23 protein-coding genes are annotated in these 26459 nt (G+C 53.8%); 10 read left to right on the top strand and 13 right to left on the bottom strand.

From position 1 onward, the window contains the following. Positions 1–23: 23 nt before the first annotated feature. From murQ to H9I52_RS16905, 3 genes are read right to left on the bottom strand one after another with little or no spacing between them, the layout of a single operon-like run. Positions 24–824 (bottom strand): N-acetylmuramic acid 6-phosphate etherase, encoded by an 801-nt coding sequence (gene murQ / locus H9I52_RS16915; protein WP_187454860.1) that lies wholly within the window; start codon positions 822–824, stop codon positions 24–26. 48 nt (positions 825–872) lie between these two features. Then, positions 873–1160 (bottom strand): cytochrome b5 domain-containing protein, encoded by a 288-nt coding sequence (locus H9I52_RS16910; RefSeq protein ID WP_187454859.1) that lies wholly within the window; start codon positions 1158–1160, stop codon positions 873–875. Positions 1161–1202: 42 nt separating this feature from the next. After that, positions 1203–2351 carry a formimidoylglutamase gene (locus tag H9I52_RS16905; RefSeq protein WP_187454858.1) on the bottom strand — a complete coding sequence of 383 codons (1149 nt, stop codon included), beginning with the start codon at positions 2349–2351 and terminating at the stop codon, positions 1203–1205. A gap of 154 nt (positions 2352–2505) precedes the next feature. Here H9I52_RS16905 and H9I52_RS16900 point away from each other — a divergent pair, with 154 nt between their 5' ends. The 5 genes from H9I52_RS16900 to H9I52_RS16880 all read left to right on the top strand — a co-directional run bounded on the left by H9I52_RS16900 (position 2506) and on the right by H9I52_RS16880 (position 10617). Beyond that, positions 2506–4284, top strand: coding sequence for an AMP-dependent synthetase/ligase (locus tag H9I52_RS16900; RefSeq protein ID WP_187454857.1), 1779 nt, complete (start codon positions 2506–2508; stop codon positions 4282–4284). A gap of 152 nt (positions 4285–4436) precedes the next feature. Beyond that, entirely contained in the window at positions 4437–4916 is a 480-nt protein-coding gene (locus tag H9I52_RS16895) for a MarR family winged helix-turn-helix transcriptional regulator (RefSeq protein ID WP_139514891.1), read from the top strand. A 74-nt stretch (positions 4917–4990) separates the two neighbouring features. Further along, positions 4991–7399, top strand: a complete 2409-nt coding sequence (locus H9I52_RS16890) for a 3-hydroxyacyl-CoA dehydrogenase/enoyl-CoA hydratase family protein (RefSeq protein WP_187454856.1) — start codon at positions 4991–4993, stop codon at positions 7397–7399. An 88-nt stretch (positions 7400–7487) separates the two neighbouring features. Further along, complete coding sequence (locus tag H9I52_RS16885; RefSeq protein WP_187454855.1) at positions 7488–8666, top strand: thiolase family protein; 1179 nt, start codon at positions 7488–7490, stop codon at positions 8664–8666. Between the two features lie 163 nt (positions 8667–8829). Continuing rightward, positions 8830–10617 carry an acyl-CoA dehydrogenase family protein gene (locus H9I52_RS16880; protein ID WP_139514888.1) on the top strand — a complete coding sequence of 596 codons (1788 nt, stop codon included), beginning with the start codon at positions 8830–8832 and terminating at the stop codon, positions 10615–10617. Positions 10618–10696: 79 nt separating this feature from the next. On the opposite strand, the gene H9I52_RS16875 is transcribed toward H9I52_RS16880, so the two are convergent. The 6 genes from H9I52_RS16875 to mutY all read right to left on the bottom strand — a co-directional run bounded on the left by H9I52_RS16875 (position 10697) and on the right by mutY (position 17871). Further along, entirely contained in the window at positions 10697–11026 is a 330-nt protein-coding gene (locus H9I52_RS16875; protein ID WP_187454854.1) for a YegP family protein, read from the bottom strand. A 154-nt stretch (positions 11027–11180) separates the two neighbouring features. Next, positions 11181–12527: a hypothetical protein gene (locus H9I52_RS16870; RefSeq protein ID WP_187454853.1), complete on the bottom strand. Its 1347-nt coding sequence runs from the start codon at positions 12525–12527 to the stop codon at positions 11181–11183. A 776-nt stretch (positions 12528–13303) separates the two neighbouring features. Further along, a complete protein-coding gene (gene recG / locus H9I52_RS16865; protein WP_187454852.1) occupies positions 13304–15400 on the bottom strand; it encodes an ATP-dependent DNA helicase RecG in 2097 nt (698 codons plus the stop codon). Positions 15401–15521: 121 nt separating this feature from the next. Next, on the bottom strand, positions 15522–16118 hold the full coding sequence (gene gldD / locus H9I52_RS16860; RefSeq protein ID WP_187454851.1) for a gliding motility lipoprotein GldD: 597 nt from the start codon (positions 16116–16118) through the stop codon (positions 15522–15524). A gap of 126 nt (positions 16119–16244) precedes the next feature. Further along, positions 16245–16685 carry a single-stranded DNA-binding protein gene (locus H9I52_RS16855; protein WP_139514883.1) on the bottom strand — a complete coding sequence of 147 codons (441 nt, stop codon included), beginning with the start codon at positions 16683–16685 and terminating at the stop codon, positions 16245–16247. 88 nt (positions 16686–16773) lie between these two features. Beyond that, positions 16774–17871: an A/G-specific adenine glycosylase gene (gene mutY, locus H9I52_RS16850; protein WP_187454850.1), complete on the bottom strand. Its 1098-nt coding sequence runs from the start codon at positions 17869–17871 to the stop codon at positions 16774–16776. A 197-nt stretch (positions 17872–18068) separates the two neighbouring features. Between mutY and H9I52_RS16845 the strand changes: the two genes are divergently transcribed. The 3 genes from H9I52_RS16845 to H9I52_RS16835 all read left to right on the top strand — a co-directional run bounded on the left by H9I52_RS16845 (position 18069) and on the right by H9I52_RS16835 (position 21400). After that, positions 18069–18374: an HU family DNA-binding protein gene (locus H9I52_RS16845; protein WP_139514881.1), complete on the top strand. Its 306-nt coding sequence runs from the start codon at positions 18069–18071 to the stop codon at positions 18372–18374. Positions 18375–18449: 75 nt separating this feature from the next. Further along, the gene (locus tag H9I52_RS16840) at positions 18450–19352 is read left to right on the top strand and encodes a tetratricopeptide repeat protein (RefSeq protein WP_139514880.1); all 903 of its coding nucleotides are present in this window, start codon (positions 18450–18452) and stop codon (positions 19350–19352) included. A 437-nt stretch (positions 19353–19789) separates the two neighbouring features. After that, the gene (locus tag H9I52_RS16835; RefSeq protein ID WP_187454849.1) at positions 19790–21400 is read left to right on the top strand and encodes a ribonuclease E/G; all 1611 of its coding nucleotides are present in this window, start codon (positions 19790–19792) and stop codon (positions 21398–21400) included. A 108-nt stretch (positions 21401–21508) separates the two neighbouring features. Here the strand turns inward: H9I52_RS16835 and H9I52_RS16830 are convergent, their stop codons facing one another. Further along, positions 21509–22180 (bottom strand): porin family protein, encoded by a 672-nt coding sequence (locus H9I52_RS16830; protein WP_187454848.1) that lies wholly within the window; start codon positions 22178–22180, stop codon positions 21509–21511. Between the two features lie 107 nt (positions 22181–22287). On the opposite strand from H9I52_RS16830, the gene gldB reads away from it, so the two are divergent. Together gldB and H9I52_RS16820 are read left to right on the top strand one after the other, a co-directional pair. After that, the gene (gene gldB, locus H9I52_RS16825) at positions 22288–23292 is read left to right on the top strand and encodes a gliding motility lipoprotein GldB (protein ID WP_187454847.1); all 1005 of its coding nucleotides are present in this window, start codon (positions 22288–22290) and stop codon (positions 23290–23292) included. Positions 23293–23377: 85 nt separating this feature from the next. Then, positions 23378–24592, top strand: coding sequence for a glycosyltransferase family 4 protein (locus H9I52_RS16820; RefSeq protein ID WP_187454846.1), 1215 nt, complete (start codon positions 23378–23380; stop codon positions 24590–24592). 38 nt (positions 24593–24630) lie between these two features. Here the strand turns inward: H9I52_RS16820 and nth are convergent, their stop codons facing one another. From nth to H9I52_RS16805, 3 genes are all read right to left on the bottom strand, one after another. Continuing rightward, positions 24631–25323 (bottom strand): endonuclease III, encoded by a 693-nt coding sequence (gene nth, locus H9I52_RS16815; RefSeq protein WP_187454845.1) that lies wholly within the window; start codon positions 25321–25323, stop codon positions 24631–24633. A 178-nt stretch (positions 25324–25501) separates the two neighbouring features. After that, positions 25502–25732, bottom strand: a complete 231-nt coding sequence (locus H9I52_RS16810; RefSeq protein WP_222940550.1) for a hypothetical protein — start codon at positions 25730–25732, stop codon at positions 25502–25504. After that, positions 25671–26309: an RNA polymerase sigma factor gene (locus H9I52_RS16805; protein WP_187454844.1), complete on the bottom strand. Its 639-nt coding sequence runs from the start codon at positions 26307–26309 to the stop codon at positions 25671–25673. The genes H9I52_RS16810 and H9I52_RS16805 overlap by 62 nt, the downstream gene beginning before the upstream one ends. Between the last annotated feature and the right edge of the window lie 150 nt (positions 26310–26459).

Genomic DNA, 26459 nt, shown 5'->3' with positions numbered 1-26459 from the left:
GGACTCACCCCGGAAAGCGTTTGCTATTTTTGCGCGTCTAGCGCCGCGCGCACACTTCCGTAGCGTTGCAAAAGTGCGGCGGCTTCTTCTTGCCCAACGCCCAGTTCGTCCATGATCATGCGCTCGCCGCGGTCAACGAGTTTTTGGTTGGAGAGCTGCATGTCCACCATCTTGTTGCCTTTCACGCGGCCCAGCCGAATCATGGTGGCGGTAGTCAACATGTTGAGTACCAGCTTCTGAGCCGTGCCGGCTTTCATGCGCGTACTGCCCGTCAGAAATTCGGGCCCGGTTACGACTTCCACCGGAAACTCGGCGGCGGCGGCCACTTCCGAACCGGCATTGCAGACAATGCATCCCGTAGCAATGCCCTGCTGACGAGCCATTTGCAGCCCACCGATCACGTAGGGCGTGCGGCCTGAAGCGGCAATACCCACCACGATATCGTTCTGGTTCACAGAATGTTCTGAAAGGTCGCGCCACGCTTGCTCAGCATCATCCTCGGCATTTTCTACGGCTTTGCGAATGGCCGTATCACCGCCGGCAATGATGCCCACCACCAGCCCCTGCGGCACCCCGAACGTAGGCGGGCATTCCGAGGCATCCAAGATGCCCAAACGCCCACTGGTGCCCGCACCGATGTAAAACAGCCGGCCGCCTTTCTGTAGTTGAGCAACCGTAGCCTCCACCAACGCTTCTACCTGCGGCAGGGCTTTGGATACAGCCAGGGGCACCGTTTGATCGACGCTGTTGATGCCGGCGAGCAACTCACGCGTGGAAAGGGTTTCGAGGTTGTTGAAAAGAGACGGGCTTTCGGTAGTGCTCACGGTACGGAAGGGGAAAAAGAAATGCTTGGCCGCTTACGGCTGCGCGGGTTAGGAGTTGGGAGTGGCGGCAGCTTTCAGGCGACCGATAATAGGGAAATTGTCGAAGACATTTTCCGTGTGCGGCGCATCTCGTTGAAGCTCTTGGGTCAGGTCTTGGCCGGCCCAGTGCTCGTAGTGGTTGCCGCGCCGCCACAAACGCGACCGGCTAACGTCGTACACCAAGCCTTGGTAACACACCCAAATTTCATCCCGATCCTGCCCATTACGCAAAGCCAGCTGTGCAAGGCTATATTCCGGCAGGGCAGTAGTGGGCAAACTATGGGATGGTATTTTCATAACTAATTGAATATTAAATAGATATGTTTGGTATTGGTTTGGTTATCCTAACAGGGCTTGCGTTAATATCCAACGGTTGGGCAAATCACCTTGGGCAGCATGCAGATAATCCTGGTAACTGCACGGCACGATGCGTTTCAAATTGCTGTCGGCCAGGCTTTCGACTTCCAGCCACCACTTTTCGGTGCGTTTGGCTTTGTAAAAGACCAGCTTAGCCGGCGTGCCCGGCAACCCCACCGCGTACCGAATAAAGCGTCGGCTCTGAAAATCCGTTTCGCCGCGCCGATGGTAATAGCCTTCCACAAAATACCAGAGCATGGTGGCCAACGTAGCCGCGGCCAAGCCATGCGTGTCGTGGTCGGGGCGGTAGCCGTAGAGTCCGAAGCTGCTGAGCTGGTCGTTGTGGCCGGCATACCAAGCCAGTTGCGCGGCTTCTTCGTTGGTAAGCCCAAACGGATTGGCTGGGTGATAAGCGGGGGCGTCGTTCCAGCGCAAAGCGGCCACGTCGAAGCTCACAAAATCGGCTTGGCGCAGCAGCGGCTCTGCCTGCCGTACATCGGTGTGAATTTCGCCAAGGCGCAGCGTCTCAAAGTGTAGCTTTTCCAGCGCGGCCAATACATCAGGAGCAGCAAAGTATTGCTGATGAGCTAGTTGGGCAAAATTGAAGATAAAGTTGGGCTCGTGCACCAGCAGGCGCCTAAGGTGCGATTCTTCGGCGGGGGCAGCGGTGTGCTCGGCCATATCTACGCGGGCATCGACGGTAGCAAAGCTGATGGCGCGCTCCACGGTTTCGTAAGCCAAGAATTGTCCGTAGTCGAGGTCGTGGCTACCGCCCAGCAAAATCGGTACTGTGTTGTATTCCAATAGCGCTGCCACAATTTCGCGCACCCGCAGGTAGGTGTCTTCAAGGGTAAGACCCGGCCGCAGGTTGCCTAGGTCCACAATACGCAGAGCGCCAGTACCTTTCTGAAGCTGATAAAAGCGTTGACGCACGGCATCGGCACCGTGGGCCGCCGGCGCACCAGCCGCGCTTCCGCGCCATTCGTCCAGCCCGATAAGGGCCAGATCGGCGTCGCGCCAGTCGGGAAACGTATCGAGAAAAGCGGTAACGTAAGCTGCCAGCGTGGTTGGAGAGGAAGGCGAGCCTACCAACTCTTCGCGGAGCGGATCAAAGAAAATAGCCAGATTCATTGGGAGCAGGCAGTGCAGGCAGACAAAACTAAGCAAATAGCAGCACCCCGCCTGCCTTTTCCGGAGCCTCGGCGCTTCACAGGCCCTTCTAATAGGCTTTACGCCAAAAAATCCATTTATTTAAGCTGCTTTTCCCACCCTATTGCCCTATTTCATGGAAGTCCGTCGTGCGTTTGATATTCTCCCGTATCAGCTTTCCAAATACCCCAAAGCCGATTGCCTCGCGGCCAAGGTCGACGGTGAATGGCAAAAACTAAGCACGCAGCAAGTGCTCGACCAAGCCAACCTGGTAAGTTTAGGTTTGGCGAGCTTGGGCATTCGGAAAGACGATAAAGTTGCCATCATCTCGATGAACCGGCCCGAGTGGATGCTGGCCGATTTCGGCATTTCGCAGCTCGGTGCGGTGAGTGTGCCCATGTACCCGAGCATCACGGTCGAGGATTACAAATACATCTTCGGCGATGCCGGGGTGAAGGCCGTGTTCGTGGCCGATCAGAAGCTATACGACAAAGTAAAAGAAGCCACTGCCGGCATGAATATTTCGGCCGCAAACGTTTTTACTTTCGATCGAATTGAAGGCGCTCGCCATTTCTCTGAGCTGCTGGAAGCCGGCAAAAAAGGTGATCCGAAGACTTTAGAGCCGTTGCGCGCTGCCGTGCAGCCCGATGATCTACTGACCCTGATTTATACCTCCGGCACGACTGGCAGCCCTAAGGGCGTCATGCTTAGCCACGACAATATCCTGAGCAATTGCCGTAACTCGCAGCGGTATGTGCCTGTGCATGACAACGATACGGCGCTCAGCTTTTTGCCGCTCTGCCATATTTTCGAGCGGATGGTGACGTATCTATACATGATCAACGGCGTGAGCATTTACTACGCCGAAAGCATGGAGGTGATCGCCGACAACCTACGCGAAGTAAAGCCGCAAATCTTCACCACGGTACCGCGTCTGCTGGAGAAAGTCTACGACAAGATTGTCGCCAAGGGGCACGACTTGGAGGGCGTCAAGAAGCAGTTGTTTTTCTGGGCTCTGGATCTGGGCCTGAAGTACGATACCCAGAAAAGCCAGGGCTTCGTGTACAATACGCAGCTTGCCTTGGCTAACAAGCTCATTTTCAATAAGTGGCGGGAAGCTTTGGGCGGCAACTTAAAATGCATCGTATCGGGTGGCGGTGCGTTGCAGCCCCGCTTGGCGCGCGTGTTTTGGGCCGCAGGCATTCGGGTGATGGAAGGCTATGGCCTGACCGAAACCTCGCCGGTGATTGCCGTAGGGGGCTTCGAACCTGAAGATAACATGATCGGGACTGTGGGGCCGCTCATCGACAACATGGAAGTGAAAATCGCTCCGGACGGCGAGATCCTGACCAAATCGGCTTCGGTAATGAAGGGGTATTACAACCGGCCTGACCTTACCAAAGAGGCAATTGATGCCGAAGGCTGGTTCCATACCGGCGACATCGGCGAATTTGTCAACGGGCGCTTCCTGAAAATCACCGACCGCAAGAAGGAAATGTTCAAGACCTCGGGCGGCAAATACATCGCCCCGCAAGTCATTGAAAGCAAGCTTAAAGAGTCGCCGCTCGTGGAGCAAGCCATGGTTGTGGGTGCCGATCAGAAATTCCCGGCCTGCTTGGTAGTACCAGCTTTCGATGAGCTCAAAAACTGGGGCAAGCGGCACGGCGTGGAAATTGGCTCCAACGAGCAAGCCGTTAAGGATGAGCGCATTGTGAAAATGTACGAAGACCTTGTAAAAGACTACAACAAGAGCTTTGCGCAGTGGGAGCAGGTGAAGAAGATCGTGCTGATGCCCCAACAATGGACCGTAGAAAGCGGCGAGATGACGCCGACCCTGAAGGTGAAGCGGAAAATCATCACCGAAAACAACAAAGACCTCATAGAGAGCTTATACCATCACGACGACCGGCGGTAAAAGCCATAGGCCGCGCCGAAAATCGCCGCTGATGCTGAGTTCGGGGAAAGCAGGTAAGCCAAAAGGCTGCTGTTTTCCCCGAACTTTTTTCTGCGGAGATAGTATGCAAGCCTAACATATTCTTTGTATGTTTACCGGACCTCAGCACTACGATGAAACCCGAAGAAACCGTCGATTATAACATCAAAATTGCTTGGCACGCCATCTCGCGCATGTATAATACGCAGGCCGCCAAGCACGACATCACGACGAGCATTGGCTTCGTGCTGTTGAATATAGATCAGGAAAACGGCACGCCGGCCACCAAGATTGCGCCGCTGCTGGGCCTCGAAACGCGCAGCCTCACCCGCATCCTGCGCTCGATGGAGGAGAAAGGGCTGATTTATAAACAAGCCGACGCGCTGGACAAACGCTCGGTGCGCATTTTCCTGACGGAAGAAGGCTTGCGCAAAAAAGAGGTCTCGCGCCAAACCGTGCGCCATTTCAACCAAAAGGTGCACGAGAAAATCCCTCAGAATCAGCTTGATGTGTTCTTTAAGGTCGTAGGCCAAATCACGGGCATGATCGAAAGCAAAAGCTTATTCGACGATTTCAAACTCAAAAGCTCGCGCTCCGAGTCGACCTCCGCCTAGGTCAGCCGGGGCGCGTTTGCTTGGTCTGATTTTATATCCAATCCCGCCATTCCGAACACCCGCTTCCTTTTCGTATGAACCGAATTATTAAGAAAGTTGCCGTATTGGGCTCCGGTGTCATGGGCTCGCGCATTGCCTGCCACTTTGCCAACATTGGCGTGCAGGTGCTGCTACTCGACATCATGCCCCGTGAGCTAACTGCCGACGAAGAAAAAAAGGGCTTGACGCTGGAAAACCCAGCAGTGCGTAACCGCATCGTTAACAGCTCGTTGCAGGCAGCTGTTGCCTCTAATCCTTCGCCGCTGTATCGTAAGGCCGATGCGGCCAAGATCAAGACCGGCAATTTCGACGACAACCTGAAAGACATTGCCAGCTGCGACTGGACCATAGAAGTAGTAGTCGAGCGGCTGGACATCAAGCAAAGTCTCTACGAGAAAGTAGAAAAGGTACGCAAGCCCGGCACGCTCATCACGAGCAATACCTCCGGTATTCCGATTCATATGCTGTCGGAAGGCCGTTCGGACGACTTCAAGAAGCACTTCTGCGGTACGCACTTTTTCAACCCGCCGCGCTACCTGAAGCTGCTGGAAATCATCCCGACGCCGGACACCGATCCGGCCATCGTAGATTTCCTGATGCACTATGGCGACCTGTACCTGGGCAAAACTACGGTGCTGGCCAAGGACACGCCGGCGTTCATTGCCAACCGCGTGGGCGTATTCGCCATCATGGACGTGCTGCAAGTGATGCAGCAACTCGGCCTGACGGTGGAGGAAGTCGATAAGCTGACGGGGCCGGTGATCGGGCACGCCAAGTCGGCCACGTTCCGCACGTCGGATGTCGTTGGTTTAGATACCCTTATCAACGTAGCCAATGGCCTAGCCCAAGGCCTGCCCAACGACGAAGCCAAAGCCGCCTTTACGCTGCCCGACTTCCTCAAAAAGATGGGCGAAAACAAATGGCTCGGCGACAAAACAGGCCAGGGTTTCTACAAAAAAGTAAAAGGCGAGGGCGGCAAGTCGGAAATACAAGCGCTTGATTTACAAACACTTGAATATAAGCCCAGCCAGCGCGTAAAATTTGCCACGCTGGAGGCTACGAAGCCCATCGAGAAGCTGGCGGATCGTTTCCAAGTGTTAGCCGCTGGTAAAGACAAAGCCGGCGAGTTTTACCGCAAGATGTTCGCAGGCCTGTTTGCTTACGTGACCAACCGCGTGCCCGAAATCACCGATTCATTATACAAGATCGACGACGCGCTCCGTGCAGGCTTCGGCTGGGAAATGGGTCCGTTTGAAACCTGGGATGCGCTGGGTGTGCCGAAAGGTCTGGAGCTGATTCAGGCCGAAGGCAAGCAAGCAGCAGGCTGGGTGCAGGAAATGCTCGACGCCGGTAATTCCTCGTTTTATAAAGTCAACGAGCTGGGCGTGAAGCAGTTCTACGATTTCGAGTCGAAGAGCTACCAGCCGATTCCGGGCGTCGAGAACTTCATCATTCTCGACAACCTGCGCGCTTCGGGCAAGGTGTTGTGGAAAAACGCCGGTGCTTCGGTTATCGACCTCGGCGACGGCATCCTGAACGTGGAGTTCCACAGCAAGATGAACACGCTGGGCACCGACGTGATCCAGGGCCTGCTGAAGGGCGTGGACATGGCCGAGCAAGGCTACCGCGGTCTGGTGGTCGGCAACGACGCGCCGAACTTCTCGGCGGGCGCCAACCTAGGCCTCGTGTACATGTATGCGCTGGACCAGGAGTTTGACGAGATCAACATGATGATCGCGCAGTTCCAGAACGCCATGATGCGCATGCGCTACAGCAGCATTCCGGTAATAGGCGTGCCGCACGGCCTGGCGTTGGGCGGTGGCTGCGAACTGAACCTGCACGCCGACAAGGTGGTGGCTTCGGCCGAAACCTATATGGGCCTCGTGGAATTTGGCGTCGGCCTGATTCCGGCCGGTGGCGGCACCAAGGAAATGACGTTGCGCACAGCTGCGAAGTATGAGGAGGGCGAACCAGAGTTCAACCTGATCCGCAACACCTTCATGACGATCAGCACGGCTAAGGTATCTACTTCAGCAGCAGAGGCTTATGATTTGGGCTTCCTGCGCCGCGGCGATGAGATAGTGGTAAACAGCAACCGCGCCATTGCGGCGGCCAAAGAAGCTGCCTTGGAGCTTGCGGATGCTGGCTACACCCAACCGACCCAAAAAACGAACATCAAAGTGCACGGCCAGGGCGCTTTGGGCATGTTCATGACCGGTGTGTACGCCATGAAAGAAGGCCGCTACATCTCCGATCACGACGTGAAAATTGCCAACAAGCTGGCGTACGTAATGTGCGGCGGCGACCTGTCGCAGCCTACGGAAGTGAGTGAGCAGTATCTGCTGGATCTGGAGCGCGAAGCTTTCCTGTCGCTGACCGGCGAGCGGAAAACGTTGGAGCGGATTCAGTCGATTTTGACGACGGGCAAGCCTTTGCGTAACTAATTGATTAACAAATTGTTGTATAAAAGGGCTTTGTGGCTCGTTGAGCTATATTAAGTTCTGACAATCAACTCTTTAAGGAGCAAAAAAGATGAATGCATATATCGTAGCTGGTTACCGCACGGCCGTGGGCAAAGCGCCTCGCGGAGGTTTCCGCTTCACCCGCACCGATGATCTGGCCGCCGAGGTTATCAAGCACCTGATCGCGTCGGTGCCTGCCCTCGACCCCGCACGCGTCGATGACGTGATCGTGGGCAACGCAGTACCCGAGGCGGAGCAAGGCCTGCAAATTGGCCGCATGATTTCGCTGCTGGCCCTGCCCATGAACGTATCGGGCTTGGTAGTAAACCGTTACTGCGGTTCGGGCGTCGAAACAATTGCGATGGCAGCGGGCAAAATCGCGGCCGGTATGGCCGACTGCATCATTGCGGGCGGCGCCGAAAACATGTCGCAGGTGCCTACGGTGGGCTGGAAAACGGTGCCAAATTATAAGCTCGCGCAGAAGCATCCTTCGTATTATTTGGGCATGGGCCTGACGGCCGAAGCCGTAGCGCAGGACTACAAGATTTCGCGCGAAGACCAGGATGAATTTGCCTTTCACTCGCACCAAAAGGCTATTAAAGCCATCCAGGAAGGCAAGTTTAAGAAGCAGATCGTGCCGATCACGGTCGAAGAAACCTACGTCGATCAGGCCACCGGCAAGAAGAAAAAGCGCTCGTACGTAGTGGATACCGACGAAGGTCCGCGCGCCGATACATCGCTGGAAGCGCTGGCCAAGCTACGGCCCGTGTTCGCAGCGGGCGGCACGGTTACGGCGGGCAACTCGTCCCAAACTTCCGACGGCGCGGCATTCGTGATCGTGATGTCGGAGCGTATGGTAAAGGAATTGAATCTGGAGCCCATCGCCCGTATGGTCACCTACGCCACCGAAGGCATCGACCCGCGCATCATGGGCATGGGACCGGTGAAAGCCATCCCGAAGGCCCTGAAGCAAGCCGGCATGAAGCTCGACGACATCGACCTGATTGAGCTGAACGAAGCGTTTGCTTCGCAGTCAATTGCGGTGGTGCGTGAGCTAGGCATTGATACTGAAAAGCTTAACGTGAATGGCGGTGCTATTGCCCTTGGTCATCCGCTGGGCTGCTCAGGCGCTAAGCTCAGCATTCAGCTGTTCGACGAGTTGCGTGAGCGCGGCAAAAAGTACGGCATGGTAACCGCCTGCGTCGGTGGTGGCCAAGGCGTAGCAGGTATTTATGAGCTGCTGAAGTAGCCAAATCACAATCCAACATACAGAACCAGACGGTTGTATAAGCTGTTCTGAATAAGAAGATTAGAAGCCCCGCAAGCGGGGTTTCTTTCGCCCTAAATAGGCTGCAAGCCTAACAAAATAGTAACTTAGAAATTCCCTCAAAATCTTCAATTCTCTCACGGTCATGGAAGTATCCCACAAACTGATGAAAGGCGGCGAGTTCATCATCAAAGAAACTGCTGCTCAAGACGTATTCACCCCAGCCGAATTCACCGAGGAGCAGCGGATGATGTACCAGACCTGTCTGGACTTCGTGGGCGCGGAAGTGCAGCCCTTGCTCGAGCGCCTCGACAACCACGAGGAAGGGTTGATGCGGGGCCTGATGGAGAAAGCGGGCCAATTAGGCCTGTTCGGTGTGAGCATCCCGGAGCAATACGGCGGCCTCGATATGGACTTTACCACCGCCTTGCGCGTGACGGAAGGTGTAGGCGGTGGGCACTCGTTCCCGGTGGCTTTTGCCGCGCATACGGGCATCGCAATGCTGCCGATTCTTTATTTTGGCACCGACGAGCAGAAAGCCAAATACCTGCCCGGCCTGACCAACGGTGAGCTAATGGGCGCGTATTGCCTCACCGAACCCGGCTCGGGCTCGGATGCGCTGGGTGCCAAAACCAAAGCCATTCCGACCGAAGATGGCTCGGGCTACGTGCTCAACGGCCAGAAAATGTGGATCACCAACGGCGGTTTTGCCGACGTGTTCATTGTGTTTGCGCAGGTCGATGGCGACAAGTTTACCGGCTTCATCATCGAGAAAAATACACCCGGCCTAAGCCTTGGCAACGAAGAGCACAAGATGGGCATTCGGGGCAGCAGCACGCGCCAAGTGTTCTTGTCGGACGTGAAAGTGCCGAAAGATGCCGTGTTGGGCGAAATTGGCAAAGGCCACCTCATCGCCTTCAACGTACTCAATATCGGCCGTATCAAGTTGGCCGCTGCGTGCTTGGGCGCTTCGAAAATGGCGGCTACGCTGAGCGTAAAGTATGCCAACGAGCGCGTACAGTTTAAGATGCCGATTGCTAAGTTTGGCGCCATCCGCCACAAGCTGGCTGAGCAAGCCATCCGCATTTACGCCGTGGAGTCGGCCATCTACCGTGCGGGCATGGACATTTACCGCATGGAGCAGGAACTGATGGCCCAGGGCAAATCGGCCAACGAAGCGCTGTTGGGCGCTGCCCGCGAATTTGCGGTTGAGTGTGCTATTCTGAAAGTAGAAGGTTCGGAAGTGCTTGATTATGTGGTAGATGAAGGTGTGCAGGTATATGGCGGCTACGGCTTCTCGGCCGATTACCCCATGGATCGCGCCTACCGCGACTCGCGCATCAACCGCATCTTCGAAGGCACCAACGAGATCAACCGCATGCTGGCCGTCGACATGATTCTGAAGAAGGCCATGAAGGGTGAACTCGACCTGATGGGTCCGGCGCAAGCCGTGCAGCAGGAACTGATGGCCATTCCGGATTTCAACACGGAAGAAGAAACTGGATTGTTTGCTGCCGAGAAGAAAACCATCGCCAAGCTGAAGAAAGCCATTCTGATGGTGGCGGGTACGGCCGTTCAGAAGTACATGAACTCGCTCGCCAAAGAGCAGGAAGTTCTGATGAACATCGCCGACATGGCCATCAAAGTATACACGGCCGAAAGCACGCTGCTGCGCGTCGAAAAAGAAGCCGGCGAGAAAGGCGAAGAAGCCCTTGCCAACCAGATGGACATCGCTCGCGTGTACCTGGCTGATACTGTGGATCATGTGAATAAGTCGGGCAAAGACGCCATCGCTTCCATGACCGAAGGCGATGAGCAGCGCTTGCTGGCCATGGGCCTGAAGCGCTTCACCAAAGCCGAACTGTTCAACGTTAAAGATGCCCGCCGCCGCATCGCTGCTGCTTTGGTGGAGGCAAACGAGTATTGTTATTAATTGATTGGTAGTCAATTAGTTACAAAAAAGCCGCTCCTGTGATCAGGAGCGGCTTTTTTGTGAGTTTGCTGCCGCAGGGTCAGGCGACCGTCAGGTCCTTCACAACGGCTTCCGGAGCGTTGCGCTTCACCGATTCGATGCCGTTTTCGCGGGCGGCGGCGCTGTTATACGTCTCACTTTGCCCAATTACCTGCCCGTTGGTGGCTTTCAGCGAGAAGGAAAAGCTGGGCGCTTCGCGCCGCACATACCGGTCGTTGTTGGGCGAGTTTTTCTTCACCGACTCGATGCCGTTTTCGCAGGCGGCACGGCTGCTGTAGCCTTCGCTGTGCAAAATCGGTTCGTGGTTACCGGCTTTCAGCCGGAAGTAGTGGTCGCCGTTTTTGCCTTGGTAAATCTCAAAGTAACCCATGCTGTTTGCTGAAAAAGGGTGGGACGATGATTTAGAAGGGAAAATAATAATTTTAGGGCATATTTATTTGATTTTCAGATATATACTAAATGTCAAAAGCCACCCAAATTCATCCGGGTGGCTTTTGTGCGTGCTATCGCTCGGGTCAGCGGCGCTATTTCACCATAATCTTATTTAACATGAGCGCCGCTGATTTCTTGTTGGGGCGACTCACGCCAATAATGGTTTTGGCGTCCTGCCAGGCCGTAAAGTCCTTCACGTATGCTAAGTTCTGGTCGCTGGCCACGTTGAGGCCCAAGCTTTTGGTAGGCTGCACGACGCCGGTTTGAGCATTTACGCGCGTCAGGAAAAGGTCGGCTTTGCCCTTTACTTTCTGCTGCGTCAGGATAAGCACGTCGGGGCCGAAAACAGCGGCACGGTATCCAATTCCCGCAAACGCTTCCGTGGGCGAGGCTACCTGATCTTTAGGGATTATAGAATGCCAGGCAGGGCTCTGAAACTCGTTGTAGCCAAACAAATGCAGTTCGCGCGCATGCACCGGCGATTCGTCGCCCCCTTCTTCGTACTTCTTCTCGGCAATAACTACCAGTTGCTTATCATCCGTTAGCAAGAGGTCGGATAAGTAGATGTCCTCTAGACGTTTGGCTGCGCTCTGTGTCGTTTTGTTAGTTTCGGCTAGGTACGCTGGGGTAAATAGCATTTCGGGGGCAAACTTCATATCGCCTTTGCCCGCAAAATCAAACTTCACCACTTTCAGGCTGTAGTACTGGCCGGTTTTACGATCCGTGCAGATGGCCGCCGCATACAGCGAGCTGTCGGGCTGCAAAGCATACTTCGTGTCGAACACCATGACTTCCTTGCCGCCAAACGTGCCGCCCACGGCCACCGACATCACCTTAATATCGGCGTTGTCGTTGCGGTAGCGCCGCACGGTCAGCTTTTTCATGGCGTCGCTGATCAGGGCTACGTACTGCGTGCCGTCGTTGCCGATGTACACAGTAGGGGAGAAGAAGTCGCCTAGATCATGGAAATCGTAAGTGCGGTCCTTCAGTTTGGTAAGCGCCTGGTCGTACACCGCCGCCGTAATCGCCCGGATCTGCACGTCGCGGGTCAGGTAGCGAAAGGCCACCAGCTTCGAGCCGTCAGGAGAAAACGCAACCCCCGGCCGGCGGTCGCGGGCAGCGGCGTCTACTAATTTCTTGGCAGCGCCTTTTTGTCCGCTTTTCAGCTCGATAGGCGCAACCGACAAAGATTGTGTGGCGGCATCTTTATGGTGGATAACTACGAAGGCCTGCGTGGCGCTGCGAGCAAAGGCTTCTATACTTTCCCCCGTTCCAACCGGCACCCCCGTCGACCACAACCGCTTAAGGTCGTTGTCGTAGCGCTCTACCGCATATTCGCCCGCTGCCTTATGCGCTAAAATGATAAAGCCGTCGTTTCCAATCGGAAGGGTTTTGCGGGTGACGCGCTGATTGTAGCGGTCTTCTGTCTGCTCGGGCAAGTAGCTAAACGGCGCGGATTTTACGCGTTGTGCTACAGCGAGCTCTTGGGTTAGAAGGCTACACGCGAGCATTAAACCTGTGAAAATCGAAAAATTAAGACGCACGAACAAAGCGAGTTAAGTATGGAATAATACAAATATCAGAAAAAAGTGCTGCGCCGGGGTATCCAATTACGGTCTGCCCTCGTACACCGCCCGAATCTCAACAGTAGCAAAGGTCTTGCAACGTTTTCTTCACGCATCCTTAACCTTCCGTTAGCCACTTTACTGCCTTGTACCCCTTTATCTTTGCCCAGAAGCTAAACAGCAAAGACGAGCAATGCGACTCGGGTACAAGCTGAACTATTCAACCTCAAACGTGGAGCAACGGCGCAAAGTACTCAAACCTAAATTGCACAGTTGCCCAAATCTTTTTTTGAAATCTTTCCCCTTTTGGCTTTAATTTTGATGCGCGTGGCCTTCGTGTCTTACCCTAGTGTCTTTACTTTATGAAGTTTTTATTACGTTTCTTAGTCCTGTTTGCCTTGATCGTAGCAGGGAAATTCTCCAAACAGCCGTTACCTGCTCCTGTTAATGCTTCTGCTAGTCCCGCTCAACAGACTTCCTTTTTCACCCGACAGGTAAGCAACCAAGGAAGTTTTTCCAGCAACGCGAGCCATTTGTGGCAAACTCCCCCGATGCATACAGAAGCATCCGTTCGGTACGAATAATTTGAAGCAGGCGACTTTCCTCGAAGTCGCCTTTTTTGTGCCCTTACCTGACGAGCTACCTTGCCGTTAACTAATGCGGCTCCAGTTGACCGCCGTTGCCGGCAACGATTCTATGTGGCGGCGGATATTCTGGTTTTCGGGCTTGCTTAATGTAACATCTTCACTAAGAAGCTGTTGTGCTGCGGCCCGCGACTCGGTCAGGATGCGGCCATCTTTGGCCAGATCGGCAATCAGCAAATCCAAAACGCCGCTTTGCTGGGTGCCCATTAAGTCGCCGGGACCGCGCAGCTTGAGGTCAATGTCGGCAATTTCAAAGCCGTTGTTAGTCCGGACCATCGTTTCAAGGCGGGTACGCGAGTCTTTGCTGAGTTTGAAGCCCGTCATCAGAATGCAGTAGCTCTGTTCGGCACCCCGGCCTACGCGGCCCCGGAGCTGGTGCAGCTGCGAGAGCCCAAAGCGCTCCGCCGACTCAATCACCATCACCGAAGCATTCGGTACGTTCACGCCCACTTCGATTACGGTGGTGGCAACCATGATCTGAGTTTCGCGGCGCACGAACCGCTGCATCTCGTAGTCCTTCTCTTCGGCCTTCATGCGGCCGTGCACAATGCTGATCTGGCACTCCGGAAAGGCCCGCTGTACGCTTTCGTAGCCGTCCATGAGGTCTTTGTACTCCGTCATCGATTCGCTTTCCTCAATAAGCGGATAAACGATGTATACCTGCCGCCCCAGCAAGATCTGATCGCGCAAGAATTGGAAGACTTTCAGGCGGTTAGAATCGTAGCGGTGCACCGTCACGATGGGTTTGCGGCCAGCAGGCAACTCGTCAATTACGGATACGTCGAGGTCACCATACAGCGTCATGGCCAGCGTCCGCGGAATGGGCGTTGCCGTCATCACGAGCACGTGCGGAATCACATGCGGATTCTTCTGCCACAGCTTCGAGCGTTGCGCCACGCCAAACCGATGTTGCTCGTCCATGATAGTAAGGCCGAGATTACGGAACTGTACCACGTCTTCGAGCAGCGCGTGCGTGCCCACCAGCATGTGCATGGTGCCGTTGCGAAGTTGTTCGTGCAGCTCGCGCCGCTCCGAAGTCCGCGATGAGCCCGTAAGCTTACCCAAATTGATGCCCAACAGGTCGGCGTACGCCTTCAAGCCCACATAATGCTGATCTGCAAGTATTTCCGTGGGCGCCATCAGGCAACTCTGGGCGCCGTTGTCGGCGGCCATGAGCATGGAAATGAAAGCTACAATGGTCTTGCCGGAGCCTACATCGCCTTGCAACAGGCGATTCATCTGCTTGCCCGAGCAGAAGTCTTTGTAGATGTCGTGGATGACACGTTTCTGGGCACCCGTCAGGTCGAAGGCGAGGTGGTTTTTGTAAAAGTCGACCAGCGTGGGCACCTCCTTGAAAATCTGGCCCGCCAAAGTGGCCTTGCGCTGATCTTTCTGACGCAACAGCTTGAGCTGTACGTAAAAAAGCTCTTCGAACTTCAGCCGAAAACGGGCCGCCTGCAACAGATCCGTGCTCTGCGGGAAGTGAATCTGTTGTAACGCCTCCGCCTTGCTCATCAGCCCATACTGTCGGATCAGTTCGGGCGAAAGCGTTTCGTGCACCTGCGGCAATGCAATGCGCAGCAGGTCAGCGACCATACGCATAATCGCCTTGCTATCAATGCGATGGTAGTTCTTGAGCTTTTCGGTGGTGTTGTATACCGGCTGCAAATAGCTTTGGCCAGCCTTGGTTTCCGTTACCTCTTCGAGCTCGGGGTGCGCCATTTGCGGCTTGCCATTGAACAGGGAGGGTTTGCCAAAAACAATGTATTCCTGGTGGTTCTTAACGATCTTCTCCAGAAATTTTACCCCCTTGAACCACACCAACTCTAGCTCGCCGCTGGCGTCGGCTATTTTGGCAACCATGCGCTGCTTGGGGCCTTCGCCGATCACTTCGCGGCCCCGCAATATGCCTTTCACCTGCACGTAAGGCAAGTCGTCGTGCAAGTCAACGACGTTGTAAAACTGCGTGCGGTCGAGGTAGCGAAATGGATAGCGCTGGATCAGGTCGCCGTAGGTAAAAATGCCTAACTCCTTCTGCAACAGCTGCGCTCGCTGTACGCCTACGCCCCGTAAATACTCTATTTTGGTGTTGAAAAAACTCATTTCAATCAACAGTTAACATCCATCATATAACAATTGCAAACATTTGATAATCAAATAGTTGCGAAGACATAGGCTTTGGCAGGCCTTGCTGCTGTTAATTGATAAATGTCATGCGATTTAACTACTTGTATTTCAGGGTATTAATGAGCTGCACAATGTCTTTCTTGACATAGTCGATGACGGGTGACAGCGAGTCGTTGGCAGTGGCAGTGGGGAAATATAAGGCGCCGCGGAAAAAATGCTTGGTGCTGTCGGTGGTGTAAAACTGAAACTGGCTGGGCACCTCACCTGAAAGTTCAAACACCGATACACGCATACCGCTGGGTGTTTTGAGCATGCTCTCGTCGATGGCCGTGGCCTTGATCTCGTGCTTGCTGGTTAGCTTACGAGCGCTTTCCAACATTCTGTTAAACACCTTTTTATCGCGGTTGATGTCGGTGTAGGTAATCTGGATGTTGGCATGGAGCGTCGGGTAATACACATTAATCCAGTGGGGCTGCGCCAAGTATGATGAGTCGCGAAGCACCTTCGCATAGCGCGAATACTGAAACGTGTACGGATGCCCTGGCGCCAGCTGCTGGTAGCTATGCGGCGGCAAGTCGATGCGGTTGTAGCCCTTAGGCTTGGGCGTGTAATCGGGCGCAGAAGTACAGCCTACGAGCAGCGTCGCAACGCCAGATACCAAAAGGAAGCTGCGAAAAAATCGAGAAGAAAGCATGCGAAGCGATGCGAATTTACTCACCAAAGGTAACCGGAAAGCGCGGTTAGTACGCTCACAACGCAAAAAGCCCCGGCTTCGTGCCGAGGCTCCCGGTTTGAGGCGAGCTTCGCCTATATTCTGGAGTTAGAAGGGCAACTGGTTGAGTTCGGGCTCTTGGCGGAACGTCTGCGGAGTTTCCTCCGCAGACATTTGCACCTGCACCTGGTCCTGCGCCGTAGGGCCATCGCCCTGCGGGCGGCCTCCAAGCATAGAAATCTCATCGGCCACGATTTCGGTGATGTAGCGCGTTTGGTTGTCCTTATCCTGATACTGGCGCGTCCGGATTTTGCCTTCGATGTACACTTGCTGGCCCTTCTTGAGATACTTTTCAGCCATCTCGGCCAAGCCACGCCAAGCGGTAATGTTGTGCCACTCCGTGCGTTCTACTCGGTTGCCTTGTTTGTCTTTGTAGTGATCGTTGGTGGCGAGCGTGAAGCTGGCTACACTCACACCGCCCTCCAAATGACGAACCTCCGGATCTTTGCCCAGGTTGCCTACTAAGATTACTTTGTTAATGCCTGCCATCTTGTTGGTAAATAAGTTTTTATGATACTGGAAAAAGGAGTTGTATTTGATATAAAAATACAAAACCCAGGCCATATTTCCAAATAAATTAGTTTTTGTTCAGTCGGTTGTTAATATAATTAGCAATCATAATGGGTTTGGGTAATTCTTCTGTTTGCGCTGCAGTATAAGGTGCTAACCCTGAAGTGGTTATAACTGAATCTGGTAAAGGCGATTCGAGCCAGATAGAGTGGAAGCGGGCCTCAACTTTTTGGTGGCTGAGCACGTGGCGCAACGCCTGTACCGGCTCCTCAGCCCGATTGGTCGCTACCTGACCGCCAAGCGCCTCTAGCGTGTCAAGTACTTCTAGGGCAGAGAGTTCGGGCGTTTCGGTTTCGGTGAGCGCGAAGTCGTAAAGTCCATGCCAAATGTCTTTCGGACCCCGGCGGCGCATGTACACTGTATCGCCGTGGCGTAGCACCAAGTAGTGAAAGTACCGCGTGCGCGAAGCCTTGGCTTTCGTCTTGACCGGCAACTGGTTGACCATCCCGTGCTGAAAAGCATAGCATTCGCGTTGCAGCGGGCAAAAAAGGCAATCGGGGTTAACGGGCGTGCACTGAATAGCGCCAAATTCCATGACGGCTTGGTTGAACTCATCCGGAGCTTCAGCCGGAATAAGCTGATTTGCAAGAAGTTGAAATTCCTTGCGGCTGGCCGGCGCCGCAATATCAGCCGTGATGCCAAACACGCGAGACAAAACACGAAACACATTGCCGTCGAGCACGGCTACCTTTTCGCCGAAGGCAAAAGAGGCAATAGCTGCCGCCGTATACTGACCTACGCCTCGCAGTTTCAGCAGCTCGGCATAGTTGTTGGGGAACTGCCCGCCGTACTCGCGTACTACCTGCTGGGCAGTGTGGTGCATGTTGCGAGCACGCGAGTAATAACCAAGCCCTTGCCAGTGCCGCAAAACCTCCTCTTCGGGGGCCGCTGCAAGGTCATGAACGGTGGGATAAGTAGTAACAAAATCAAGATAATACGGCAGTCCTTGCTTCACCCGGGTCTGCTGAAGAATAACTTCCGAAAGCCAGATTGCGTAAGGGTCGCGGGTATGGCGCCAAGGCAGATCGCGACGGTGCCGCGGGTACCATTCCAAGAGTGCCTGTGCGAAGTAAGGGTGTGCAGGTAGGGGAGTTTGTGTATTCAAAGTGGTGAGGCAGAAAGAGTTGTCGATGGAACCTAGATCGACGAGGATTGTTGGAAAAGTATTGCAAAACCAAAAAAGGGGACTACCTTTGTGGCCCTAATTCAGTAGCGAACAGCCTACCGGGCAAGGGCTTACGTCTTGAATTAGGACCTTTTGCCCAAGACATTTTTTTCACTCCACATAGTACACTTACCAGCGTGACTAAAGCAGAAGTAATCGCCGAAATCGCCGAAAAAACCGGCATTGAAAAAGCAGACGTTTCGTCAACAGTCGAAGCCTTTTTCAAAGTTGTAAAAGACTCGATGGCCGAAGGCAGCAACATCTACGTGCGCGGCTTTGGGAGCTTCGTAAACAAGAAGCGGGCTAAAAAAGTGGCCCGTAACATCTCGAAAAACACGTCAATCATCATTGACGAGCATTTCATCCCGAGCTTCAAGCCTTCGAAGACCTTCACCAGCAAGATCAAGAACAGCAAGAAGATCAAAGAATCGGCTAACGCCTAGTTTTCGTTCTAGTAACATGTCGGCTGTGCCGCCGGGCTTTTCGTTTTGCGAAGTCCGGCGGCCTGTCTTTGCTTTATGGCTCCTCGCAAATCTTCGCATCAACTCATTGTTCTGGCTGTCGCTCTTGGGTTGGTAGCCGCGCTGTTTTTGTTGCCGAAGGTCATTGTGAAGCCAAAAGAGGGCAAAAGCCAACTGACTGCTCAAGGTGCTGCCCAAACGGCCAACCGCGACAACGGAGCGGCCATGCCTTCTACCGCTTCGGTAGAGAGCAGTGCCCCAACCGGAGCTACGCCTGAACAGCCGCACATGCAGGTTGCGCCAGCCCAACGCCGAGAAATCGGAGGACTGCTGGCCAAATACACTGCTGAGCGAGACCCAATGGCTAAGCTAAGGCTGGCTACTGATCTGGCCGTGAAGTACAAAGCCGTTGAAAAATTCGACAGCGCCGGCTACTACTACGAGCAAGTAGCGCAAGCCCGCCCTGGCGAGCAAGCATGGAAGCGCGCCGCTGACGAATATTTTGAAGCTTTTAGCTTTGCTGCCACTCAAGATCGGCAGAAGGAGTTGGGTGCCAAAGCGCGGGAATTGTACGAGCGGGTGTTGAAAAACAACCCCGAAAACCTCGATGCAAAAACTAACTTAGGTATGGCCTACATGGCCAGCGAAAACCCAGTGCAGGGCGTGACTTTGTTACGTGAAGTGTTGGTGGCCGATCCGAAAAACGAGAAAGCCATCTACAACTTAGGCCTGCTCTCGTTGCAAAGTAACCAGAACGACAAAGCCGTAGAGCGTTTCCGGGAGTTGACGATCATCAACCCTGAAAACCTAAACGGACAGTTTTATTTGGGCGTGGCATTGGCCCTAACCGGGGCTAAGGACGACGCCCGAAAAGCGTTCACCAAAGCCAGAACCTTAAGTACTGATCCTGGGTTTCTGGCTTCGGTAGACGAGCAACTACAAAAGCTGAATAGCAAATAGCGGTCGGCTGTTGGTAGCTAATAGTGTGGTATTTGCAAGTCGTTGATTTTCAATTGCTTGCATAGTGCTGAGGATTATTGCTTTCAGTTGGCAGCTGCAACCCGAAGATTCAATCATTCACCCATCTAACCCATCATCTCATGCCCTGCGGTAAGAAGAGAAAGCGTCACAAGATTGCCACTCACAAGCGGAAGAAGCGCCTGCGCAAAAACCGTCACAAGAAGAAGTAAGCCTTTGGGGTTTGCTGGCGAGTGTAATGAGTAAGTAGCTCAGAGACACTTGTTTATCTCTCATCTAGTATCCCCGAGAGTGGCTAATAGTTCGCTTTCCCCATGGCTTGAAAGGGAAGCTGGCGCTGCGTGCGCTGGCTTCCCTTTACGGGTTTCGGGGGTGGCGTATGGCTGCTGGCTGGCGGATCAATTAACCTATCTGATCCATTGAGTAACGAATTAATCATTAATTCTACTCAGGAAGGAGAACGAATTGCCCTGCTCCAGGACAAGCGGCTCATCGAATACCACTTCGACCGCAATGACACCAACTATTCAGTTGGTGACATCTTCCTGGGCACGGTCAAGAAAGTTATGCCCGGTCTGAACGCTACGTTCATTGACATTGGGTACCAAAAAGATGCTTTTCTGCACTACGGCGACTTGGGAGAACAATACCCTTCGCTGGCTAAGTGGGTGAAAGGCGTTCAATCGCAGAAAATTACCGTAGCGGCCCTGAAGAACTTTCAGTTGGAAGGGCCGTTGGACAAAGTCGGCAAGGCGGCCGACGTGTTCAAAAAGGGCCAGCAAATGCTGGTTCAGATCGTAAAAGAGCCTATTTCGACCAAAGGCCCTCGGCTTTCCACGGATATTTCCATGGCCGGGCGCTATTTGGTGTTGGTTCCTTTTTCCAATACCATCAGCATTTCCAAAAAGATTGTCAGCAAGACGGAGCGGGAGCGCCTCAAGCGCCTTATTGCTTCCATCAAACCCGACAATTTTGGCGTCATCATCCGTACCGTCGCTGAGGGCCGTGAGGTAGCCGAACTCGACAAGGACATGCAAAGCATGGTCGCCAATTGGGAGCAGCTTTTCCAAACCTTACGCACTGCCAAAGAGCGGGATAAGGTGCTGGGCGAACTGGGACGTACGAGTTCCATGCTGCGCGACATGCTCAACGAAAGCTTCGATTCCATCACCGTGGATTCGGCGCCGATGTACGAGGAAATGCACAGCTATCTGCAGAAGATCGCGCCCGACAAAATGGGCTTGTTGAAGCTGCATACCGGCAAGGTAAAAGTGTTTGAGCAACACGGCATAGAGAAGCAACTCAAAACGCTTTTCGGCAAAACCGTGACAGTGCCAGGTGGCGGCTATCTCGTTATCGAACACACTGAAGCACTGCATGTTATCGATGTTAACTCCGGTAACAAAAGCAATCAGGAAAGCGATCAGGAGGCTACGGCCTTGCACGTGAACCTGTCGGCCGCGCGGGAGGTGGCCCGCCAACTCCGCCTGCGCGACATGGGCGGCATCATTGTAGTCGATTTCATCGATATGAAATCGGCTGATAGCCGCAAAAAGGTAGAAGACGCCGTGAAGGACATTATGAAGTCCGACAAAGCGCGCTTCACCATTCTGCCCATCACCAAATTTGGGCTGCTGCAAATTACGCGGCAGCGCGTACGCCCCGCCGAGAACATCGTGACCGGTGAGGTGTGCCCCACATGCGGTGGTACGGGCAAGATTTCGGCCTCTATCCTCGTAACGGACGAAATCGACAACAGCATTGAGGACTTGTTGGTAACTCAAAACCAGTCGGGCATCACGCTGTATGTGCACCCCTTCCTGCACGCCTACTACACCAAGGGATTGGTGTCGAAGCAGATGAAGTGGTATCTTAAGTATTACAAGTGGGTGAAGGTTATGAAGGACACTTCTATGGGCCTCACCGACTATCGCATCGAGGATGAACGCGGCGAGGAGATTGAACTGCATTCTCCGGCTGCCGCCATGAGTCGCCTACAAGATCGTGAGATCGAAGACGTTATAGATTAGCCGGTTTTTTCTGCGAAAAACCTTCCTGATAAGAAGAAAGCCCGCCTTGCTCGATGAGCAGGACGGGCTTTTTCGTAAGTAATTGATGGTTAATTACTTATGCGAGGGCTAGAATTTTAGCCCGAGATCCAAGGCAAACTCGTTGTTCTTGAGGGTCACACTCTTGAATTTGCGCGTGCTGTCGAAGTAGCGGTCGATGTTGAACAGGCCGCGGTGATACGAGATGCCTGCCATAAGCTTAGTACTCTGGCCTAGTTGGTATTCGGCACCAAAACCTGCGATCAGGGCGGCATCCGGAACGATAACGTGCTTGGCGGCTTTCGTTTCAGCGCCCGTACCGGGATCGGTATAAAACTTATTGCCGTTGAGCTTGCCCGCGATAGCCGCATCAACCGCGCCGCCTACTTGAAAGTAAAGCTTGGTGTCGGTGGCAACGTCGTTTGTAAACAGCTTGATGGTGACAGGAATTTCGAGGTATTGAATGCCGTACTTCAGCTTTTCCCGAACCTTAGTATTCTCGTCGTAATAGTTGATAGTTCCGCCCTTGCCGGCCAAAAGCAAGCCCGTGCTGAAGGCGTAGTTTTGTCCGAAAAAATAATCAACGATCACGCCGCCGCCTAGGCTGGCTTTGCTGCTTTCGTTTTGAAAAGCATACTGCGTGGGCGAATCAACGCGGAGGTTGGTGATGGAGGGCGATATTTTGAGGCCGATTTCAACTTGCGCGGAAGCTGTGCCCGCCGTAGCAGCGACAGCAAGCAGAGACAACAATGTTTTTTTCATAGAAGAACTAGTAAAACGCTAGGTAAAACACGAAAGCACGCCGTGCGGCGTTTCGTTTTGGCTATTTTCGCCCTAAAGATAGAAGCGTGACTCACAATACGGCCCGAATGCGTCCTTTACTCGTTGCCTTGCTTGGCTACACCCTCTTGTTCACGGCTTGTAAGCGGGGAAATGAGAAGTGCGAAATAAACCCGGAAGTGGCCAAAGTAGCCGCCCCCGTGCAATTGGAAAGGCTCGAACAGCCCTTCTTTAAAATACGAAACGAAGCCGACGCCAAACAGTTTCTGGCCCAGCATCGACTCTTCGCTGATCAGTTTTTGCAGCGCCGGCAATATCCGTCGGAAGCAATTCTGGCCAATACGCTTACGCGCTTGGCTACCAACGCTGGGTTGCAAAAGTTAGCGCGCGAAACCGAAACAGAATTCAAGGATACAAACAAGCTGCAAGGCGAACTGAAGCAATTTTTTCAGCACGTACGCTATTACTTCCCAAGCTTCCGGGTGCCGCCGGTCAAGACGTTTATCAGCGGTTTGAGCCAGGATATGTTCGTCAACGACAGCCTGATGGTGGTTGGCCTCGATTTTTTCGTCGGTCCCAAAGCCAGTTATCGCCCCAACGTACCCGACTACATTTTGCGCCGCTACACACCTGCCCACCTGATGCCCACGGCTGCGTTGGCCGTATCGAGCAAATACAACCAGCACCAGCTCACCAACCAGACCATGCTCGGCGAAATGGTGCAGTACGGCAAGTCGCTCTACTTTGCCGAAAAGACATTGCCCTGCACGCCCGACTCAGTGCTTATGGGTTACACCGCCAAAGAGCTGGAAGGGTTAGAGTTCAACGAAGGCAAAGTCTGGGCGCATTTCATCGAGAAAAACTTGCTCTACAACACTGCGCCCTTCACCATTCAGAAGTACGTGGGCGAGCGGCCCAACGTGCCCGAGATCGACAAAACCTGCCCCGGTAGGGTAGGGGCTTGGATTGGGTGGCAAATCGTGCGCAAATACATGACGGAGCATCCTAACGTGACACTGGCTCAGCTTATGGCCGAGAAGAACCCGCAGCGCATCCTGTCGGAGTCGCATTATCGACCGCGGAAGAAAAGCTAAGGTATTGCTATATAGTGCGTTGTAATTGGGTCATAAGTAGCAGCTGTTCTGTTGATATTACCTCCTGCTTCTTAATTCGCTAGCGGTGCACATCGCGGTTTTCAGTCAGTACCACACCAACCCCGATTGCCCGGCCACTAGTCGGCACTACTCGTTGCTGGCGCACATTGCCCGCACGCACCGCGTTACGCTGATTACGACCCGCACTTGGGAGCGCCAACGCCTGACGCATGATTTTCCGTGGGTTCCGGAAGGCGTAGAGATCCGCACTGCCGATGTGCCCTACCAAAACAAAATGGGCGTGGCGCGCCGGCTCCTGTCGTTTGGGCAATATGCCGCCTTTGCGCTACGCGAAGGACTGCGCATGGAGCGCCCCGACGTAATCTGGGGAATTTCGACGCCGCTTACGGCCGCTTGGGCAGCCGCACAGGTGGCGCGGCGGCGGCAATTGCCGTGGGTATTCGAGGTGCAGGATTTGTGGCCTTCGTTCCCGATTGCGATGGGTGCTGTTCCGACGCAGGTTGCTAAAAGCCAGTTGTTTGCTTTGGAAAAGCGCCTCTACCAGAGCGCGTCGCATATTCTGCCCCTCTCGCCCGACATGACTCGCTACGTCGAAGAGCAAGGCATTGATAATCAGAAAATTACAACAGTACTCAACGGTACGGATCTTGAGTTGGCCACGTTGGCTACGGAAGCAGCAGTAGCCGAGCTCCGGCAGCAATACAACTTGCTCGGGAAGCGGGTTATTCTGTATGCCGGCACCTTCGGCCGAGCCAACGATATTCCAACGCTGGTGCAGGCGGCCGAGCAACTGGCTGCACATCAGTCCGATGTGGTATGGCTGTTCATGGGCCTTGGCTTTTATGAGCCTCTGATTCGGGCAGCCGCTGCAAGATGTTCATCTATTCGGTTGGTGGCCCCGCAGCCGCGGCACGCCGTGTTTGCGTGGTTTCGGATGGCCGATGTGTCGGTGGTGTCATTTCTAAACTTGCCAGTGCTGGATGCCAATTCGCCAGCCAAATTCTACGATAGCCTAGCCGTCGGGACGCCAGTGGTAGTCACCAATCAGGGCTGGACCAAAGCGTTGGTTGAAACGCATCGGTGCGGGTGGTACTCACCGGCTGGCGATGCCCAAGCCTTAGCCGCTTGCCTCCGAAATTTGCTGGATAAACCCGACATGCTTGAGGCAGCAGGAGAAGCTGCCACAGCAGTTGCGCACGCGCAATTCGACCGAGAACGCATTGCAGCAACGGTGCAAAGCGTGCTGGAAACAGCAGCAGGGAACTTTAAAACCTCCTAGTACTACTTTTGTACTAAGTTGTGCCGATTGCCAGATAATTAGGGGCGTAGGCGCTTTGCAGGCTGGTTTTGAGGCGTGTCTGGATTATTAGCAACGTTTTTTGCGTAGTACTCGCAGATGTCGGTAAGCGGGCAAATGGTGCATTTGGGCTGCCGCGCCACGCAGATATACCGTCCGTGCAGAATCAGCCAGTGGTGCGCTTTCGGAATCAATTCTTCAGGGATATACTTAACCAGAGCCTTTTCCACGGCCAGCGGCGTAGTGGCTGTGCGGCTAACCAAGCCTAGCCGGTGCGACACCCGAAACACATGGGTATCGACGGCCATTGCGGGCTGGTTGTAAATCACCGATACGACCACATTGGCGGTTTTGCGTCCCACGCCCGGCAGGCGCTGCAACTCCTCGATGGAGCTGGGCACCTCCGCTCCAAATTCCTCCACCAGCATCCGGCCCAAACCAGCCAAGTGCTTCGCTTTGTTATTGGGGTACGATACGCTGCGGATAAACGGAAAAATTTCCTCAGCCGAAGCCAGCGCCAAATGAGCAGGTGTCGGAAACTGATTTAGCAATTCCGGCATGATCTGGTTAACGCGCTTGTCGGTGCACTGCGCGCTCAGCACCACCGCCACAATCAGTTCGTAGGGGTTGGTATAGAGAAGCTCGGTTTTAGGCTCGGGGAAATTGGTCAGGAAATACTCGAGGAAGCGGCGAAACCGCTCTGACTTGCGCATTGCTATCGGATAAAAGACTTACGCAAAGGAACGCAGGGCAAGATGAACCCTCAAGCAGGGCGCGCACAAATTGCACCGGCTTGGCCAACAAGGGAGTTAGCAAAAGCCGAATCACCAAAAGGAGCTAAAAGCACGGTCCTTATAAATACTTGATTACCAAGTATTTATAAGGACCGTGCTAAGATTTCTGCATGAACGTTCTGGAGTACTGCAGAATGGAGCGCGTCGTGCTTTCCCGTGGCCCGCGCTGCAACTCATTAAGAGTGCGCTGTGCTAATAGCAGGTCGGCGCAAATGGAGGCCAGCTCCGGATCGTGGAGCAGGGCTTCTTCGATGGCTTGGTGCTCCTTAGCTGGCAATTCGTTGTACACGTACCGGAGCAGCTTCTCGTGGGTAAAGGTTTTGATCATAGAAAACGGGTTGTGCGGCCATCTTCTTCCGCAGGTTGATTAGCGCATATCGCATGCGCCCCAACGCCGTGTTGATGCTTACCCCCGTTGCGTCTGCGATCTCCTGGAAGCTCATGTCGCCGTAATGACGCATGATCAGCACTTCCTTTTGAGCAGCCGGCAGCTCTTGGATCAGTTCCCGTAGCCGAGCGTAGGTTTCTTCACGAGTAAGGACGGCTTCCGCGCCTTCTTCTGCTAGTGACAACGTATTGAACGCGTGACTTGTTGTGTCAAGATTCAATAAAGGGCTACGTTTTTCACGTCGGAAAAAGTCGATCGCCAAATTATGGGCAATGCGGCAAATCCAGGACGAGAATTTTCCCTCTTCGTTGTAGCGACCGCTGCGCATCGTGTGGATGGCCTTGATAAAGGTATCCTGCAATAAATCTTCGGCAACGTCTTCATCGCGCACGATCAGCATGATCGTGGTAAAAACACGGCTTTTGTGGCGGTCTAATAATAGCTCGAATGCTTCTTCTTTGCCGGTTATATAGAGCGAAATCAGAGCGGAATCGCTCGGCTGCATGGTGGTTTCCATAAAGGCTACGGGTTAGGGAACGTAGAGCTTTAGGCCATAGATGCAGGTTACCGGTGAGATTAGGAGAATGAGGAGCGGATGAATTTTCTCGAAGAAATCAAATGTAGAAAACTGCTCCCGCAAACACAATGCCTTAGAAGTCCAATAACA

It is taken from the genome of Hymenobacter sp. BT491 (assembly GCF_014349165.1).
In the GTDB taxonomy this organism is placed as follows: Bacteria; Bacteroidota; Bacteroidia; order Cytophagales; family Hymenobacteraceae; genus Hymenobacter; species Hymenobacter jejuensis.
Note: the sequence above shows the minus strand (reverse complement) of the source record. Positions and strands in the feature narration are given on the sequence as shown.